Source organism: Corallococcus sp. bb12-1 (genome assembly GCF_026626765.1).
In the GTDB taxonomy this organism is placed as follows: domain Bacteria; phylum Myxococcota; class Myxococcia; order Myxococcales; family Myxococcaceae; genus Corallococcus; species Corallococcus terminator.
Genome location: NZ_JAPNJZ010000005.1, coordinates 195,709 through 211,503 on the forward strand (window position 1 = coordinate 195,709; position 15,795 = coordinate 211,503).

The window sequence follows — 15,795 nt, forward strand, 5'->3', positions numbered from 1 at the left end:
GTGAAGCACGCGGTCGCGGCCGGAAGCCTGCTGTGCTTCCTGGTCGCGCCCCAGGCCTGGGCTCAGTCCCAGGCCGAAGTCCCGCCGGCCTCCCAGCTCGAAGCCCGGTCCGAAGAGCTGGAGCGGGCCCCGGCCCTGGTCTCCTGGAAGCGCACGCTGTGTCTCTACACGCTGTGCTTCCTGGAGCCGCTCATCCCGGATCTGCGCCGGGAGTGGGGTGACGGCGCGCACTGGGTGTTGTCCTGGCCCATCCACCCCTGGGCCACGCCGCCCCTGGACGTGCCGGGGCCCACCCTCATCGTGTCGCCCTTCGTGGAGCCCCAGCTCCGGCTGCGGCCCAGCACGTTCCGCCTGCTGGCCGGGGCCCGCGTGTCGGCCTTCCCGGACACGTCCCGCTTCGGCGTCCTGGCCGAGGGAGCAGGCGTCTGGGGCGGGGACGGGAAGGGTGGGGTGGCCGGGGTGGGACTCACGTACGACTTGATTGAGCGGCACCGGGACACCCAACCCTGGACGGTGTCGGTGGTGGTGCGCCGGGCGTGGACGGACGCGGGCGCTCGCACGGACGTGTCCCTCGACGTGACGGTGCCCCTGGCGATGTTCTTCGGGACCCGGATTCCTGCCCCCGAGGATGCCGGGCCTTCTTCGAAGTAGCCCCAGGGCGGGGCCCATACTATGGAAGTCCCACCATGAACTTCGAGCTGACCGACATCCAGCGCGAGATCCAGCGCCTGTGCCGCGAGTTCGCCGCCAAGGAACTCACCCCCAACGCCCGCAAGTGGGACGAACAGCACGCGTGGCCCTCGGACGCGGTGAAGAAGCTGGCGGAGCTTTCGCTCCTGGGCATCGCCGTGCCGGAGGAGTTTGGCGGCGCGGGCCTGGACAACGTCTGTTACTCCATCGCGATGGAGGAGATCAGCCGAGGCTGTGCCTCCACCGGCGTGATCATGAGCGTGAACAACTCGCTCTACTGCGACCCCATCTCCAAGTTCGGCACCCCGGAGCAGAAGGAGCAGTTCCTCAAGCCCTTCGCCAGCGGTGAGAAGCTCGGCTGCTTCGGCCTCACGGAGCCGGAGGCCGGCAGCGACGCCGCCGCCCAGAAGACCGTGGCCGTGAAGCGCGGTGACGAATACGTCATCAACGGCTCCAAGAACTGGATCACCAACGGCCCCAAGGCCGACGCCATCGTGCTCATCACGATGACCAACCGCGAGGCGGGCAACAAGGGCATCACCGCCTTCCTCGTGCCCACCAACACGCCCGGCTTCACCCGCGCGGAGCCCGACAAGAAGATGGGCATCAGCGCCGCCTGGTCCTGCTCCATGTTCTTCGAGGACATGCGCGTGCCGGAGAAGTACCGCCTGGGCAAGGAGGGCGAGGGCTTCAAGGTCGCCATGTCCACGCTGGACGGTGGCCGCATCGGCATCGCGTCCCAGGCGCTGGGCATCGCGCGCGCGGCCTTCGAGGAGGCGGTGCGCTACTCGGGCGAGCGCAAGACGTTCGGCAAGCCCATCCGCGACCACCAGGCCATCCAGTTCATGATCGCCGACATGGCCATGGAGATCGACGCGGCCCGCCTGCTGGTGTGGCGCGCGGCGCTCATGAAGGACAAGGGCCAGCGCCACAGCCCGGAGAGCGCCATGGCCAAGCTGTACGCCAGCGAGATGGCCAGCCGGGTCGCCAACAAGGCCCTGCAGGTCCACGGCGGCATGGGCTACAGCAAGGAAATGGACGTCGAGCGCCACGTGCGCGACGCGCGCATCACCGAAATCTACGAGGGGACGAGCGAGATCCAGCGCATCGTCATCTCCGCCAACCTGCTCAAGGAGTAGTCCCCGTCATGAAGCGCGCGCTCATCCCCGTGCTGATGCTGCTCGTGGCTCCTTCCATGGCCACGGCGCAGGGCACGTCCTCGAAGAAGAAGCCGGCGGCGACGAAGCCCGCCCCGGAAGGCACCCCGTCGGACGAGGCCCCCAAGAAGCCCGCGCCGAAGGACGACGGCCTGGACGTCAGCAAGCTGCCCTTCACCCCGGACTCCATCCGGCAGGTGATGGTGCACAACGCCCCTCGTATCCAGGAGTGCTACGAGAGCCACATGGTGGAGAAGGACAAGAAGGTGGAGGGCAAGCTCATGACCACCTTCACCATCACCGCCGAGGGCGCCGTGCGCAGCGCGAAGGTGGACCGGGCCCAGAGCACGCTGAAGGACGCGGGGCTCAACGACTGCGTGGTGTCCGTCCTGATGGTGCTGGACTTCCCCCGGCCTCCGGACGGGCGCGACCACCCCATCGAGTACCCGATCAACCTCAAGGCCGTCGAATAACAACAGGACACCCGCGCCCGTGAACTTCGACCTCACCGAGACCCAGACGCTCATCCGCGACACCGCGCGCAAGTTCGCGAAGGAGCGGGTGGCGCCCAAGGCCCGCGCCGCGGATCGCGCGGAGCACTTCGACCCGGAAGTCTTCAAGGCGCTGGCGGAGGTGGGCCTGCTCGGCGTGAACCTGCCGTCCCAGTACGGCGGCGCCGAGGCGGGCGTCGTCTCCTACGCCCTGGCGATGATGGAGATGGCCGCCGCGGACGCCTCCGTGTCCGTGGCCATGGCCGTCACCAACATGTGCGCGGAGCTCATCCACGCGGTGGGCACCGACGCGCAGCGGGAGAAGTTCGTCACGAAGCTCACCTCCGGTGAGGCCATCGTCGGCGCCTTCGCGCTGTCCGAACCGCACGCGGGCTCCGACCCCGGCGCCATGCTCACCACCGCGGTGAAGCGCGGCGACCGCTACGTGCTCAACGGCAGCAAGCAGTGGATCACCTCCGGCGCGTACGCGGGCGTGATGGTCGTCTGGGCTCGCACGGGCTCGGCCGGCAACAAGGGCCTGTCCTGCTTCATCGTGGAGGGCGGCGCGAAGGGCCTCCACGTGGGCAAGCACGAGGACAAGATGGGCCTGCGCGCGTCCAACACCGTGGGGCTCACCTTCGAGGACTGCGAGGTCCCCCTGGAGAACCTCCTGGGCAAGGAGGGCGACGGGTTCCGCCTGGCGATGATGGCGCTGGACGGTGGCCGCATCGGCATCGCGGCGCAGGCGTGCGGCGTGGGCCGGGCGGCGCTGGGGGCCACGGTGTCCTACACCAAGGACCGCAAGGCCTTTGGTCAGGCCGTGGCGGACCTCCAGGGCCCGCGCTTCATGATGGCGGACATGCGCACCCAGTTGGACGCGGCGGAGCTGCTCACCCTGCGCGCCGCGGCCCTCAAGGAGGCGAAGCAGCCGTTCACCCGCGAGGCCTCCATGGCGAAGCTGTTCGCCAGCGAGATGAGCAACAAGGTGGCCGACAAGGCCGTCCAGCTCCACGGCGGCTACGGCTACATCGACGAGTTCCCTGTCGAGCGGTACTTCCGCGACGCCCGCGTGCAGACCATCTACGAGGGCACCAGCGAGGTGCAGCGCATGGTCATCGCCCGCGAGACGTTCCGACAGCAGGGGTAGGGACGGGGAGCCCGGGGCTCCATTCCCGCCTCGGGCCCCTGGCGCTCCGCCCTTTCCACACCGGGCGGGCGGGCAGGGGACCCTGGAGGTGGGAGGGGTGCGGACTCTGCCGAGCGTTCATAAAAGTAGAGCCCCTCCGGCTGCCGGAAATCGCGTTCGGTGTTAGGAAGGGCGTCCAGGCGGGCATGCCGGGTACCGGGATTGACAGATCCGGTCCGATTCCCCCACGGATCATCACATGAGGCGGGGCACGGCTTGACTCCCGGAATATCCGGTGTCTAGGGTGCGCGGCCTCACAAAAGCCTCAGGTCCCTATTGGAGGGACACCCGCAGCTTCCGGTTGCTCCCCGCAGGCGGCTGCGAACACCTCTCAAACAGGGGGCAGTTGTACCGTTTCCAAGGACTTCCACTTCATGCAGCAGAACGTGAACCAGCAGATCGACGGCGGTGACGAAGACTTCGCGGCGATGTTCGAGGCCTCGCTCAAGGAGCGTGGCGGCGACGGAATCCTGAAGGAAGGCGAAATCGTCAAGGGCACGGTTGTGCAGGTGACGAAGGATTTCGCGATTGTCGACATCGGCTACAAGTCCGAGGGTCAGGTCCCGATCTCCGAGTTCACCAATCCCCGCGGTGAGGTCACGGTCAAGGCCGGCGACCCCGTCGAGGTCCTCCTGGAGAGCCGTGAGAACGACACCGGCATGGTCGTCCTCTCCAAGGAGAAGGCCGACAAGATGCGCATCTGGGACGAAATCTCCGCCGCTTGCGAGCGCGATGAGATCGTCAAGGGCACCATCGTCGGACGCGTGAAGGGCGGCCTCTCCGTCGACATCGGCGTGAAGGCGTTCCTGCCCGGCAGCCAGGTGGACATCCGCCCGGTGCGCAACCTTGACCAGTACATTGGCAAGGAGTTCGAGTTCAAGGTCATCAAGTTCAACAAGAAGCGCGGCAACATCGTGCTTTCTCGTCGCGTCCTGCTGGAGAAGCAGCGCGAGGAGATGAAGAAGGAGACCCTCAAGAACCTGAAGGAGGGTGCGGTCCTCAAGGGCGTGGTCAAGAACCTCACGGACTACGGCGCCTTCATCGACCTCGGCGGCATCGACGGCCTGCTGCACATCACCGACATGTCCTGGGGCCGCATCGGTCACCCCAGCGAGATGTTCAACGTCGGTGACGAAGTGCGCGTGGTCGTCCTCAAGTTCGACCCGACGCAGGAGCGCGTCTCCCTGGGCCTCAAGCAGATCCAGGAGGACCCGTGGCACCGCGCCGACGAGAAGTACCCGGTCGGCACCCGCGTGGGCGGCAAGGTCGTGTCCATCACGGACTACGGCGCGTTCATCGAGATCGAGCAGGGCGTGGAAGGCCTCGTCCACGTCAGCGAGATGTCCTGGACCAAGCGTCTCAAGCACCCGTCCAAGATCCTGGAGGTCGGCCAGGTTGTTGAGGCCGTCGTCCTCGACATCGATCCGAAGGCCAAGCGCATCGCGCTGGGCATGAAGCAGATCGAGCAGAACCCCTGGACGCTGCTCGAGGACAAGTACCCGATCGGCTCCGTCATCAAGGGCCAGATCCGCAACGTCACCGACTTCGGCGTGTTCGTCGGCGTCGAGGAGGGCGTGGACGGCCTCGTGCACGTCTCCGACATCTCCTGGACCCAGCGCATCAAGCACCCGGGCGAGATGTTCAAGAAGGGCGACGAGGTCGAGGCGGTGGTGCTCAACATCGACGTCGAGAACGAGCGCTTCAGCCTGGGCATCAAGCAGCTCCAGCCGGATCCCTGGGAGACCCTGTCCGAGCGTCTGCCCGTGGGCAGCCGCGTGAAGGGCAAGGTCACGAAGGTCACCGACTTCGGCGCGTTCGTGGAGATCGAGCCGGGCATCGAAGGCCTCGTCCACGTCTCCGAGCTGAAGGAAGAGCGCGTGGAGAACCCCCGCGACGTGGTGAGCGAGGGCCAGGATGTCGAGGTGAAGCTCATCGACATCAACACCCCCGACCGCAAGGTGGCGCTGTCCATCAAGGCGCTCATCGGCGAGGGCGAAGACTACCGCGAGTACCTGCGCAAGCAGGCCGAAGGGTCCAAGGCCCGTCTGGGCGACGTGATGGCGAGCAAGCTGAAGAAGTAATCAGCCCAACGTCGTGACGTGAATAGCGGCCGGGTTCCCCAGTGGGAGCCCGGCCGTTTCCATTTGATTCGGCCGAAACGCCCCGTGATAAGGGCTTGAGGCACTGTTAGCGAAGGTCCTTCCAGGAGGCAGTTCCATGGCTCGTGAAGTCGTCATCGTGGGCGCGGCCCGTACCCCCATCGGCTCCTTCCAGGGCGCCCTGTCCAAGCTCACCGCCCCCCAGCTGGGTGCCATCGCCATCAAGGCGGCGCTGGAGCGCGCGGGCGTCAAGCCGGAGGCCGTCCAGGAAGTCATCATGGGCAACGTGCTCCAGGCGGGCGTGGGTCAGGCCCCGGCGCGTCAGGCCACCATCTTCGCGGGCATCCCGGACACCGTGCCGGCCGTCACGCTGAACAAGGTCTGTGGCTCCGGCCTCAAGGCCGTGATCGCCGCGGCGCAGTCCATCGCCCTGGGTGACGCGGACGTCATCGTCGCCGGCGGCATGGAGTCCATGAGCAACGCGCCCTACATCAGCCACACGATGCGCGGCGGAGCTCGCATGGGCAACGTGGAGTTCAAGGACGCGATGATCCACGACGGCCTCTGGGACGTGTACGGCAACGTCCACATGGGCCTGTGTGCCGAGGAGTGTTCCACCTCCCAGGACATCAGCCGCTCCCAGCAGGACGAGTTCGCGCTGGAGTCCACGCGCCGCGCCATCCAGTCCCAGAAGGAAGGCCTGTTCGCGGCGGAGATCGTCCCCGTGCAGATTCCGGGCAAGAAGCCGGACGAGTTCATCACCGTCTCCGAGGACGAGGGCCCCAAGAACGCCAAGCCGGACAAGATCCCGGGCTTGAAGCCGGTGTTCAAGAAGGACGGCACGGTGACGGCCGCCAACGCGTCCTCCATCAACGACGGCGCCGCGGCGCTGGTGTTGATGAGCGAGGAGCGGGCGAAGGCGGAGGGCCGCACCATCCTGGGCCGCATCAAGGGCTACGCGCAGGCGGCCCGCAAGCCGGTGGAGTTCACCATCGCTCCGGCGGACGCCATCAACACGCTGCTCAAGAAGCAGAACATCACCGCCAAGGACGTGGACCTCTGGGAGATCAACGAGGCGTTCTCGGTGGTGGCCATCGCGAACAACCGCATCCTCGGCCTGGATCCGTCCAAGGTGAACGTGCGCGGCGGCGCGGTGGTGCTGGGCCACCCGATTGGCGCCTCCGGTGCGCGCGTGCTGGTGACGCTGCTGCAGACGATGAAGGACCAGGACAAGAAGCGGGGCGTGGCGTCGCTGTGCATCGGCGGCGGCGAAGGCATCGCGCTGATGGTCGAGCGCTGAAGGGCGTGACCCCATGAACAAGGTCTACGCGAGCGCGGAGGAAGCGGTCGCCGACATCCCGGACAACATCACCCTCATGAGCGGTGGGTTCGGGCTGTGCGGCAATCCGGAGAACCTCATCACGGCCCTGCACAAGAAGAACGTGAAGGGCCTCACCATCATCTCCAACAACTGCGGCACCACGGAGCTGGGGCTGGGCGTCCTCCTGCAGAACAAGCAGGTGAAGAAGATGGTCGCCAGCTACGTGGGGGAGAACAAGGAGTTCGAGCGCCAGTTCCTCTCCGGGGAGCTGGAGGTGGAGCTCAATCCGCAGGGCACGCTCGCGGAGCGCATCCGCGCGGGGGGCTGCGGCATTGGCGGCTTCTTCACGCCGACGGGAGCGGGCACCCAGGTGGCGGAGGGCAAGGAGTCGCGCATCATCGACGGGCGGCTGCACGTGCTGGAGACGCCGCTCAAGGCGGACTTCGCCATCGTGCACGCGTGGAAGGCGGACACCTGGGGCAACCTGGTGTTCCACAAGACGGCGCGCAACTTCTCCCCGATGATGTGCATGGCGGCCAAGGTCACCATCGTGGAGGCGGAGCACATCGTGCAGCCGGGGGAGCTGGACCCGGACCTGGTGCACATCCCGAGCATCTTCGTGCACCGCATCGTGCAGGCGCAGAACCTCCAGAAGTGGATCGAGCGGCGGACCGTCCGCAAGAAGGCGTCCTGAGCCATGCCCCTGTCACGTGAACAGATCGCGCAGCGCATCGCCCAGGAGCTGAAAGACGGCTTCTACGTCAACCTGGGCATCGGCATCCCCACGCTCGTCCCCAACTACATCCCGGACGGCGTGGAGGTGGTGCTCCAGTCGGAGAACGGCCTGCTCGGCATCGGGCCGTATCCGGAGGAGGGGAAGGAAGACCCGGACCTCATCAACGCGGGCAAGGAGACGGTGACGGTGGTGAAGGGCTCCGCCTTCTTCGACTCCGCGCTGTCGTTCGGGATGATCCGCGGAGGCCACATCGACCTGGCCGTGCTGGGCGCCATGGAGGTCAGCGAAGAGGGCGACCTGGCCAACTGGATGATCCCCGGCAAGATGGTCAAGGGCATGGGCGGCGCCATGGACCTGGCGGTGGGTGCCAAGCGCATCTACGTGGCCATGGAGCACGCCAACAAGGACGGGCAGCCCAAGATTTTGAAGAAGTGCTCGCTGCCGCTGACGGGCCTCAAGTGCGTGCACCACATCGTCACCGACCACGCGTTCATGGACGTCACGCCGGAGGGCCTGGTGCTCCGGGAGCTGGCGCCCGGACTGACGGTGGAACGGGTGCAGCAGCTCACGGAGCCGAAGCTGAAGATCGCGCCCGACCTTCGTGAGATGAAGTTCTGAGCCTCCGGGGATAAGGTGCGCTTCCGTTCCCAGGGACGGAAGGCACCTTGCCCCCTTGGAGCAGTGGAGCACACCGCATCATGTCCGACACCCCGGAGCATCCCGTCCCCGCGCCGCGCGCCCACCGCATCGACCACGAGCTGCCCGTGGCGTACCGCACGGTGGCGGGCTTCGTGACGGACTGGGCGGTGAACCTGTCGCGCGGCGGGCTGTACATCAACACCCAGCAGCCGCTGCCCGTGGGCACCGTGGTCCGCATCCTGGTGTCGCTGCCGGGCGCGAACTTCCCGGTGGACCTGGCCGGCAAGGTGACGCGGACCAACGCGCAGGGCGCTGAAGCCGGCGGAGAAGTGCCGGGGATGGCGGTGGAGTTCGTGGACGTTGATGATGACAAGCGGTCGCGCATCGAAGCGTTCGTGGAGCGCCTGCGGGAAGCCCTGCCGGCGGACGAGCGTGGCAGCACGACCCGGAAGTAGGGCGGCCCGTCCCAGGCGTCCCCCCAGAGCGCCTGAATGCTGACGCTGCCAGAGACCCCCATTGAATTGACGATTGAACGGCTGGGCCAGCTCGGCGAGGGCGTGGCCTCATGGGAGGGCCGCACCGTCTTCGTGCCCGGCGCCTTCCCCGGCGACACCGTGCGCGTCCTCCTGGAGTCGCACGGGCGCGTGCTGCGCGGGCAGTTGCGGCAGGTGCTCGCGGATGGGGCCGAGCGCGTCACTTCGCGCTGTGTCCTCTCCGAGGCCTGTGGTGGCTGTGACTGGCTGGAGCTATCGGTGACGGCCCAGCGGTCCGCGAAGCAGGAGATCGTCCTGTCCACGCTGGAGCACCTGGGCCACCTGCCTCGCACCGGGTTCACCGTACGGCCGTTGATGGTGGCGCCCCGGGATTGGGGCTACCGGCGACGGGCGGTGCTGCACGGGGCGGGGAAGGGAGCGCTCGGCTACTTCGGCCGGCGCACGCACGAGCGCGTTCCAGTGGACCTATGTCCCGCGCTCACGCCGGTGCTGACCGCGCTGCCCGGGAAGCTGGCCCCGCTGCTCAAGCCCCTGGCCAAGGACACCGAGGAGGTGTTGCTGCTGGCGGAGGGGGACAAGGCCGCGTTCGCGGTGAACCTCTCCGGGTCGGTGACGGCGCGGCACCTGGAGGCCGCGGAGGCCGCCGTGCGCGCGCTCCGTTTGGAGGGCGCGGTGCTGGTCCCGAAGGAGGGCTCCGCGCGGCTGGTGGGCCGTCCGGTGCTGCGCTCGCTGTCGCCGCTGCGGCCGGAGGTGCCGCTGTACCTGCGACCGGATGCGTTCGCCCAGGCGCACGCGGAGGCCAACGTGGGGCTCGTGTCCTCCGCCATCTACGAGCTGGGCGCGCGGGAGACGGACTCGGTGCTGGAGCTGTACTCGGGCAACGGCAACTTCACGTTCCCGCTGGCGGGCACGGCCGCGTCGGTGCTGGGGGTGGAGTCCTCGCCGGTCGGCGTGGAACTGGCCCAGCGCAGTGCCCGGGAGGGTGGGGTGGGCAACGTGCGCTTCATCCAGGGCGACGCTCGCAAGGTGTGCGACGGGCTGGTGGCGGAGGCGCGAAGCTTCGACGTGTGCCTTGCGGACCCGCCTCGCGCCGGGGCTCCGGGACTGGCGAAGTGGATGCGCGCGTTGAACGTGCGCCGGGTGGTCTACGTGGCGTGCGACCCGGCGTCGCTCGCCCGGGACGCGGCGGGACTGGTGGAGGCCGGTTACAAGCCGATGGCGCTCCAGGTGGTGGACATGTTCCCCCAGACGCACCACGTGGAAGCCGTCATGTCGTTCGAACGGTAGGGAACGGAAAGGGACTCGCCATGGACGCACGCATCGTCGAGTTCGCCGAGGTCCTCCGTCAGAATGGCGTGCGCGTCAGCACGTCCGAGGTGCAGGACGCGCTGCGTGCCACCGCCGAGGTGGGCCTCCAGGACCGGAGCTTGTTCCGCGCCGTGCTGCGCACCACGCTCGTGAAGCGCGAGCTGGACGTGGAGACCTTCAGCCGCGCGTTCGACTTCTACTTCTCCGGCGCCGCCCGCACGTTCGAGGCCATCGACCAGTCACTGGCGAAGCAGTTGGAGGAAGAGGGCTATCTGGAAGGCGACCTGCTGAAGATGGTCATCTACCAGATGAACCTGCTCGCGCCGGAGATGTCCCCCCTGGCCCAGGCCATCCTCGCGGGCGATCGCGCCCGGCTGGCGCAGATCTTCCGGCAGGCGTCGCTGCAACTGGACCTGGGGCAGTTGGAGAGCCCGCTCCAGACGGGGTTCTTCACGCGGCGGCTGCTCGCGGGCGCGGGCATGGAGCGGGCGCGCTCCGACTTGAAGTCCATGGAGGACGAGCTGCACGCGCGCGGGCTGAGCGCGGAGGGCATCGAGATCGTCTCGCGCCACGTGGCGGCGGCGATGCGCAAGATTGAGGACGCCGCGCGCCAGGAGGTGAAGCGTCAGTCCGAGGCCCGCATTCGCCGCCGCACGGACTCCGTCACGGAGAAGCCGCTCCACCTGCTGACCCAGGCGGAGGTGGATGAGATGGAGGCCGCCGTGCGCACCATGGCGGAGAAGCTCAAGAGCCGGCTCATCCGCAAGCAGCGCTCGCACCGCCGGGGCGCCCTCAACGTGCGCCGCACGCTGCGCCGGAACATGCCCTGGGACGGCATCCCCATGGTGCCGCAGTTCCGCTCGCGCCGGCCCGAGCGCCCGGAGCTGGTGGTCCTCTGCGACGTCTCCGACTCCGTGCGGAACGCTTCGCGGATGATGCTGCTGTTCATGCACACGTTGCAGTCGCTGTTCGTGCGCGTGCGCTCGTTCGTCTTCGTGTCCGACGTGGGGGAAGTCACCCACTTCTTCAAGGACCTGGACGTGAGCGAAGCCATCGACGCGGCGACCGCCGGTCGCACGGTGTCCATGAGCGCGAACTCCAACTACGGCCGCGCGCTGGCGGACTTCACCCGCGATCACCTGGGCAGCATCACCCGCCGCACCACGGTGATGATCATTGGCGACGGCCGGAACAACTACAACGCGAGCAACGCGTGGGCCCTCAAGGACCTGCGCCGCAAGGCGAAGCGGCTGTTGTGGATCTGCCCCGAGGACCGCGGCAACTGGGGCATCGGCGACAGCGAGATGCTCACCTACGAGAAGCACTGTCACCAGGCGGTGGTCGTCACGTCCGTTTCGGACCTGGCCCGCATCGCGGATCAACTCGTCCCCGCCTGAACCCTTTCCCCCGAGGTTCCCCCATGGCTCCGTCCCTCTTCGATGACTACGTGGACGTTCCCAACGTGGAGACCGGCCTCGACTTCGACGCCGCCGATGACCGCACCCTGCGCATGGCCTCCCAGCCGGTGGACAAGGCGCTGCTCGACAGCCTGATCCGCTACCAGGAGACCTTCCTGTCCCACGTGGAGTCGGACGCCACCCCGGACGCGATGGCCCGGGCCCAGACGGCCGCGCTCACCGACAGCGGCCTCACCCTCAAGACGGTGGAGTGGGGGCTCTCCGTGCTCCGGGCCTTTGGCGGCCGGCGGTGGACCGCCCAGCGCCTCCAGTCGAAGCTGACGGAGCTGGAGGCCACCTCCGGGGCGGAGGTGGACGCACTGCGCCAGCGCATCCAGAACGAGCTGAAGAAGCAGGAGCGGCACACGGAGGCCCTGGGCCGGCGGTATGGTCCGGACACGGTGACGCTGCTTCGGGAGCACGAGCCGGTGCTGGTCGCCCTGCACACCCGGCTCACGAAGGTGCTCAGCCGGGGATGAACCGGCCCGTCCGCCCGGTTGCATTCCGCGCCCGGTCATCGCATAAGGGCCCGTTTTCACTATAGGCAAACCATGAAGCGCTACTTCATCCACACCTTCGGCTGTCAGATGAACGTCAACGATTCGCTCCGCATGAGCGAAGCGTTGTCGAAGATGTCCTACGTCCCGACGCCGGAGCCGGAGAACGCGGACCTCATCATCCTCAACACCTGCTCCATCCGGGAGAAGGCCGAGGACAAGATGCTGTCCGCGCTCGGGCGCTACCGCGCGGTGAAGGCCAGTCGCGGGGCCATCCTGGGCGTGGGCGGCTGCGTGGCCCAGCAGGAGAAGGACAAGCTGCTGAAGAAGGTGCCCTACCTGGACTTCGTCTTCGGCCCGGACAACATCGCGAAGCTGCCGGAGGTCATCACCCGCGTGCAGGAAGCGCGCGAGCGGGTGGTGGAGACCGCCTTCGTGGACTCCGAGGAGTACGTCTTCCCGCGCGCCGACGCGGAGACGTCCCGGGGCAAGGTGACCGAGTTCGTCACCGTGATGAAGGGCTGCGACAACGTCTGCTCGTTCTGCGTCGTGCCGCACACCCGTGGCCGCGAGGTGAGCCGCGCGTTCCCGGAGGTGCTCGTCGAGGTGGCGGATCTGGCGCGCGTGGGCCTGCGCGAAGTCACGCTCATCGGCCAGAACGTCAACTCGTACCTGGGCGGCATCAGCTTCGCGCAACTGCTCCTGCGCACCGCGGAGGTGCCCGGCATCGAGCGCGTGCGCTTCACCACCAGCCATCCGCATGACCTGTCGGACGAGCTGATCGAAGCGTTCCGCATCCAGCCGAAGATCGCGCCGCACTTCCACCTGCCCGTGCAGTGCGGCTCCGATCGCATCCTGAAGATGATGCGCCGCGACTACACCGTGGAGCAGTACCTGGTGCAGCTCGCGAAGCTGCGCGCCGCGCGTCCCGGCATCGCCGTCACCACCGACATCATCGTGGGCTTCCCCGGAGAGACCGAGGAGGAGTTCGAGATGACGATGAAGCTCACGGAGCTGGTGAAGTACGAGAACCAGTTCTCCTTCGTCTACAGCCCGCGTCCCAAGACGGGCGCGGCGCTGCGCGAGAAGGACTGGGGCCTCATCCCGCACGAGGTGAAGGTGGCCCGGCTGGAGCGCCTGCAGAAGCTCCAGCGGCGCATCAGCGGCGAGTACACCCAGTCCCAGGTGGGCCTGGACGTGGAGGTCATGGTCGAGGGCCGCTCGCGCTACGACGCCACCAAGCGCTTCGGGCGCACGCCGGAGAACCGCACCGTCAACTTCGAAGGGGACGCTCCCGCGGGCTCCTTCGTGACGGTGCACATCGAGCGCGCCACGCCCAACCAGCTCCAGGGCCGGCAGGTGGCGGTGCTCAAGGAGCCCACGGTGGCGCCGCTGCCGGTGGAGCTCCCGGTGCCGCTGCACGTGCCCGCGGAGGCCTGACGCTTCGCCCCGCAGTTCCCTGCCGTCTTCCCGGAGGTCGCACCATGGCGTTGAGGCCGTTTCGCGGGGTGTCCCCCCGCGTCCATCCGAGCTGCTTCGTCGAGGACTCCGCCCACGTGGTGGGCGACGTGGAGCTGGGCGAGGACTCCTCCGTCTGGTTCAACTCCGTGCTGCGCGGGGACGTGAACGCCATCCGCATCGGCAAGCGCACCAACATCCAGGACCTCACCATGGTGCATGTCACCAGCCAGGGTGACTCCACGACGGTGGGCGACGACTGCACGGTGGGCCACCGGGTCATCCTCCACGGCTGCCTCGTGGGCAACCGCGTCCTCGTCGGAATGGGCGCCATCCTGATGGACGGGGTGGAGGTGGGGGACGACTGCATCATCGGCGCCGGCACGCTGCTGACGCCCGGCACGAAGATTCCCCCGGGCTCGCTCGTGGTGGGCTCCCCGGGCAAGGTGAAGCGCCCCATCAACGACGGCGAACGTGAGTTCCTGGTCCAGTCCGCCCTGCACTACGTCGAGACCGCCTCCGAGCACCGCGCGAGTCGCTGACGGCGCCGGGTTGTGCGTGTTAGGAACACCCCCATGGCTCTCGTGCCCGAGACGACCCTGAAGGCCTGCCCGCTGTTCAAGGGCTTCACCGACACCGGCATCGCCATCTTCGCGTCGGCGGCCGTGTCGCGCGCCTTCCCCAGGGGGACGGCGCTGTTCTCCGAGGGCAAGGCCGGTGACTCGTTGTTGATTGTCGGCGAAGGCACCGTGCGGCTGAGCGCCCGGAACCCCGGGGGCGAGGATGTGTCCCTGGGCGAGGTCACCGTGGGAGAGCCCCTGGGGGAGCTGGCGCTCGTGCAGAAGGGGGAGCGGTTGTGTACCGCCACCGCCCAGACGGACGTGATGGCGCTGGAGATCCGCTCGGCGGACTTCCAGAAGCTGCTCGCCCAGAAGCCCCAGGCCTGCATCAAGCTGCTGATGGGCATCGTCAGCCACTTCGGCGCCAAGGCACGGGAGAACCGGGACATGCTGCGCACGCTCGTCGTGCGGTCCACGAGCACCTGAGCCTTCCGGGGCTCGGGCAGGCTGGGTGTTGGGTGGAGGGCCTCGACCTCGTGCCAGGAGGTCGGAAGGGCAGGGAGTCGCTGCCACTCGCACGGGATGTGGTTACTGTCCTCGCCGGAAGTGGAACCGGTGGGCCCCCATGTTGGAGCACAGGGTGGGCGAGGGTGGGAGGAAGCCACGAAGCGCTGGGCTTTCGTGGTGGGGCCAGGCCGCTTGAGATGAGAGGCTTGGCGGCTGGAGTTTTCAAGACCCGCACCCGGTTGTTGGCTGGGTGCTGAAGGGGCTGGCCCGGGTGGTTGCCGGGCGACCCTTCGGGAAGTGATTGGACGGAACGACGCGTGGAAGACCTGCTCACCAGTCTGCTTGGTAACTCCCAGGGCCTCATCGCCTACGCGACGGTGTTCGCCATCCTGGTGGCGTGTGGTCTGGGCGTCCCGCTGCCGGAGGACATCTCGCTCATCCTCGGTGGGTTCCTGGCGCACAAGGGCGCGGCCAGCCTGCCGGTGATGATGGTCGTGGGCTTCCTGGGCATCCTCGTGGGCGACAGCCTGATCTACCTGGCAGGGCGCAGGTTGGGGTCTCGGCTGGGGCGCAACCCGGATGCGAAGAGCGGCGGCTTCTTCGCGAAGATCGTCACGCCGGAGAAGCGCGCGAAGGTGGAGTCGCTGTTCATCTCCCACGGCCAGAAGATCGTGATGATCGCGCGCTTCATGCCGGGCGTGCGCGCGGTGACGTACTTCACCGCGGGCTCGGTGGGCATGGCGTACTGGCGCTTCATCCTGTGGGACGGACTGGCCGCGCTGCTGTCAGCGCCGGTGTTCGTGTGGCTCGGGTTCCACTTCGGTGGCGAACTGGACATGGTCATCGGGAAGCTCAAGGAGGGACAGGTCGTCGTCCTGGGCTCGCTGGCGGTGCTGGGCGTGGGCTACTTCCTGTTCCGGCGCTACCGGAACAAGAAGCTCGCGGCGCAGGCCGCCGCCCGGGCGGAGATGGTCCCCGTGGCCCTGCCGCCCGTGCCGGAGTCGCTGGAGAACAACCTGGCGCAGACGCGCGCGCCCAGCAGCAGCAGCTTCTTCGACGTGCCCGCGGACAAGACGCCTCCGCCCTCCGAGCCTTCGACCAACGTGCTCAAGTAGCGCCTCACCGCACGCGCTGAAGCAGTCCCCAGACCCCGCCCCCTCTGCTGGAGGGAGCGGGGTTCTTCGTTGTGGCGGTC

The 15,795-nt window shown here is 67.9% G+C and carries 16 protein-coding genes; all 16 read left to right on the top strand.

Going from position 1 to position 15,795, the window contains the following annotated elements:
• Complete coding sequence (locus OV208_RS10150; protein ID WP_267573637.1) at window positions 1–651, top strand: hypothetical protein; 651 nt, start codon at window positions 1–3, stop codon at window positions 649–651.
• Window positions 652–686: 35 nt separating this feature from the next.
• Window positions 687–1,829, top strand: coding sequence for an acyl-CoA dehydrogenase (locus tag OV208_RS10155; protein ID WP_267573638.1), 1,143 nt, complete (start codon window positions 687–689; stop codon window positions 1,827–1,829).
• 8 nt (window positions 1,830–1,837) lie between these two features.
• Window positions 1,838–2,320 carry an AgmX/PglI C-terminal domain-containing protein gene (locus OV208_RS10160; protein WP_267573639.1) on the top strand — a complete coding sequence of 161 codons (483 nt, stop codon included), beginning with the start codon at window positions 1,838–1,840 and terminating at the stop codon, window positions 2,318–2,320.
• A gap of 19 nt (window positions 2,321–2,339) precedes the next feature.
• Window positions 2,340–3,485, top strand: a complete 1,146-nt coding sequence (locus OV208_RS10165; protein WP_267573640.1) for an acyl-CoA dehydrogenase family protein — start codon at window positions 2,340–2,342, stop codon at window positions 3,483–3,485.
• A 413-nt stretch (window positions 3,486–3,898) separates the two neighbouring features.
• Window positions 3,899–5,605, top strand: coding sequence for a 30S ribosomal protein S1 (locus tag OV208_RS10170; RefSeq protein ID WP_120537923.1), 1,707 nt, complete (start codon window positions 3,899–3,901; stop codon window positions 5,603–5,605).
• 136 nt (window positions 5,606–5,741) lie between these two features.
• Window positions 5,742–6,923: a thiolase family protein gene (locus tag OV208_RS10175; protein ID WP_267573641.1), complete on the top strand. Its 1,182-nt coding sequence runs from the start codon at window positions 5,742–5,744 to the stop codon at window positions 6,921–6,923.
• 13 nt (window positions 6,924–6,936) lie between these two features.
• Window positions 6,937–7,638: a CoA transferase subunit A gene (locus OV208_RS10180; protein ID WP_120544586.1), complete on the top strand. Its 702-nt coding sequence runs from the start codon at window positions 6,937–6,939 to the stop codon at window positions 7,636–7,638.
• Window positions 7,639–7,641: 3 nt separating this feature from the next.
• Window positions 7,642–8,298, top strand: a complete 657-nt coding sequence (locus OV208_RS10185; protein WP_267573642.1) for a CoA transferase subunit B — start codon at window positions 7,642–7,644, stop codon at window positions 8,296–8,298.
• Between the two features lie 80 nt (window positions 8,299–8,378).
• On the top strand, window positions 8,379–8,774 hold the full coding sequence (locus OV208_RS10190) for a PilZ domain-containing protein (protein WP_120537927.1): 396 nt from the start codon (window positions 8,379–8,381) through the stop codon (window positions 8,772–8,774).
• A gap of 36 nt (window positions 8,775–8,810) precedes the next feature.
• The gene (locus OV208_RS10195) at window positions 8,811–10,100 is read left to right on the top strand and encodes a class I SAM-dependent RNA methyltransferase (protein WP_267573643.1); all 1,290 of its coding nucleotides are present in this window, start codon (window positions 8,811–8,813) and stop codon (window positions 10,098–10,100) included.
• Window positions 10,101–10,120: 20 nt separating this feature from the next.
• Window positions 10,121–11,518, top strand: coding sequence for a vWA domain-containing protein (locus OV208_RS10200; RefSeq protein ID WP_120538131.1), 1,398 nt, complete (start codon window positions 10,121–10,123; stop codon window positions 11,516–11,518).
• Between the two features lie 23 nt (window positions 11,519–11,541).
• Window positions 11,542–12,057, top strand: coding sequence for a hypothetical protein (locus OV208_RS10205; protein ID WP_267573644.1), 516 nt, complete (start codon window positions 11,542–11,544; stop codon window positions 12,055–12,057).
• 72 nt (window positions 12,058–12,129) lie between these two features.
• Window positions 12,130–13,515 carry a tRNA (N6-isopentenyl adenosine(37)-C2)-methylthiotransferase MiaB gene (gene miaB / locus OV208_RS10210; protein ID WP_267573645.1) on the top strand — a complete coding sequence of 462 codons (1,386 nt, stop codon included), beginning with the start codon at window positions 12,130–12,132 and terminating at the stop codon, window positions 13,513–13,515.
• A 44-nt stretch (window positions 13,516–13,559) separates the two neighbouring features.
• The gene (locus OV208_RS10215; protein WP_267573646.1) at window positions 13,560–14,075 is read left to right on the top strand and encodes a gamma carbonic anhydrase family protein; all 516 of its coding nucleotides are present in this window, start codon (window positions 13,560–13,562) and stop codon (window positions 14,073–14,075) included.
• A gap of 33 nt (window positions 14,076–14,108) precedes the next feature.
• Window positions 14,109–14,579 (top strand): cyclic nucleotide-binding domain-containing protein, encoded by a 471-nt coding sequence (locus OV208_RS10220; RefSeq protein ID WP_267573647.1) that lies wholly within the window; start codon window positions 14,109–14,111, stop codon window positions 14,577–14,579.
• Between the two features lie 338 nt (window positions 14,580–14,917).
• Window positions 14,918–15,715 carry a DedA family protein gene (locus tag OV208_RS10225; RefSeq protein WP_267573648.1) on the top strand — a complete coding sequence of 266 codons (798 nt, stop codon included), beginning with the start codon at window positions 14,918–14,920 and terminating at the stop codon, window positions 15,713–15,715.
• Window positions 15,716–15,795 lie beyond the last annotated feature (80 nt).

Bases quoted from the DNA above. Each gene is read 5' to 3' on its own strand.
- miaB (WP_267573645.1), top strand. From the start codon at position 12,130: ATGAAGCGCTACTTCATCCACACCTTCGGCTGTCAGATGAACGTCAAC.
- OV208_RS10190 (WP_120537927.1), top strand. From the start codon at position 8,379: ATGTCCGACACCCCGGAGCATCCCGTCCCCGCGCCGCGCGCCCACCGC.
- OV208_RS10160 (WP_267573639.1), top strand. From the start codon at position 1,838: ATGAAGCGCGCGCTCATCCCCGTGCTGATGCTGCTCGTGGCTCCTTCC.
- OV208_RS10200 (WP_120538131.1), top strand. From the start codon at position 10,121: ATGGACGCACGCATCGTCGAGTTCGCCGAGGTCCTCCGTCAGAATGGC.
- OV208_RS10170 (WP_120537923.1), top strand. From the start codon at position 3,899: ATGCAGCAGAACGTGAACCAGCAGATCGACGGCGGTGACGAAGACTTC.
- OV208_RS10180 (WP_120544586.1), top strand. From the start codon at position 6,937: ATGAACAAGGTCTACGCGAGCGCGGAGGAAGCGGTCGCCGACATCCCG.
- OV208_RS10185 (WP_267573642.1), top strand. From the start codon at position 7,642: ATGCCCCTGTCACGTGAACAGATCGCGCAGCGCATCGCCCAGGAGCTG.
- OV208_RS10205 (WP_267573644.1), top strand. From the start codon at position 11,542: ATGGCTCCGTCCCTCTTCGATGACTACGTGGACGTTCCCAACGTGGAG.
- OV208_RS10155 (WP_267573638.1), top strand. From the start codon at position 687: ATGAACTTCGAGCTGACCGACATCCAGCGCGAGATCCAGCGCCTGTGC.
- OV208_RS10220 (WP_267573647.1), top strand. From the start codon at position 14,109: ATGGCTCTCGTGCCCGAGACGACCCTGAAGGCCTGCCCGCTGTTCAAG.
- OV208_RS10195 (WP_267573643.1), top strand. From the start codon at position 8,811: ATGCTGACGCTGCCAGAGACCCCCATTGAATTGACGATTGAACGGCTG.
- OV208_RS10175 (WP_267573641.1), top strand. From the start codon at position 5,742: ATGGCTCGTGAAGTCGTCATCGTGGGCGCGGCCCGTACCCCCATCGGC.
- OV208_RS10215 (WP_267573646.1), top strand. From the start codon at position 13,560: ATGGCGTTGAGGCCGTTTCGCGGGGTGTCCCCCCGCGTCCATCCGAGC.